This window comes from Coprococcus intestinihominis, from assembly GCF_040096555.1.
GTDB classification, from domain to species: Bacteria; Bacillota; Clostridia; order Lachnospirales; family Lachnospiraceae; genus Coprococcus_A; species Coprococcus_A intestinihominis.
Genome location: NZ_JBBMEK010000497.1, coordinates 1 through 826, shown reverse-complemented (window position 1 = coordinate 826; position 826 = coordinate 1). Strand labels below are relative to the sequence as shown.

1 protein-coding gene is annotated in these 826 nt (G+C 41.4%); it reads right to left on the bottom strand.

The window, feature by feature from the left end:
• Window positions 1-58: 58 nt before the first annotated feature.
• Window positions 59-826, bottom strand: a 768-nt coding sequence (locus WMO25_RS18460; protein ID WP_349086718.1) for a DNA polymerase III subunit, incomplete at its 5' end; no start/stop codon positions are given.

Below are 826 nucleotides of genomic sequence, written 5' to 3'. Positions count from 1 at the left end.
GTCAAAATAATAGATCTTACCTGCGTTTCGGAATCTCACGCCAATTACCTTTACCATTTTAATTCTCCTTTATTGTTAATAGCAGCATCTCCATCGTAATATCAAAATTAACATTGGCATTCAGACGTACTTTTGCCTTCTCCAATGCCTCCATAATGTTATTCAGTCCTTCATAAGAAGACGTCGTAGCTTTCTTCTGAAGGTACTTGTGCTCGTCCTGATACACCAGTTGGTTGATATCTTCTGTCGCTTTGAGGATCAGGACATCCCGATACCAGACCATCATCAGATCGATCAGATCTTTGATATCCATTTTATAAGTGGTCATATCATGAATAGCTGCAACAATTTCATATACTTCCATATCATCCACTCGTTTCAGGAGTCTCAGAAGGAAATCCTGCATTTCCCTGAAATGTTCGGAAGTCGCCATCATGATTGCCTTACCGACATTGCCCTGCGCATAGGCTGCACATACTCTGGCCTGGTAATCCGGCAGCTGATACTTCTGCATCAGATACTGCTGGATCAGCTTCGTATCCACGCTTCTCAGATTCATAATAATACATCTTGAACGAACAGTCTGAAGCAGTACATCCAACGTATTCGTCAGAAAAAGAATCACTGCATATTCCGGCGGTTCCTCAATGGTCTTCAGAAGGGCATTCTGAGCCTGAACTGTCATCTTCTCAGCTTCATCTATAATATAAACTTTATATTTGCTGCTGTATGGCTTAATCACAATGTCATTATTAATCTGTTCACGAACTTCATCTACACCGATGCTGTTCGCTTTCTCATGGGTAATCCATTTCACATCCGGGTG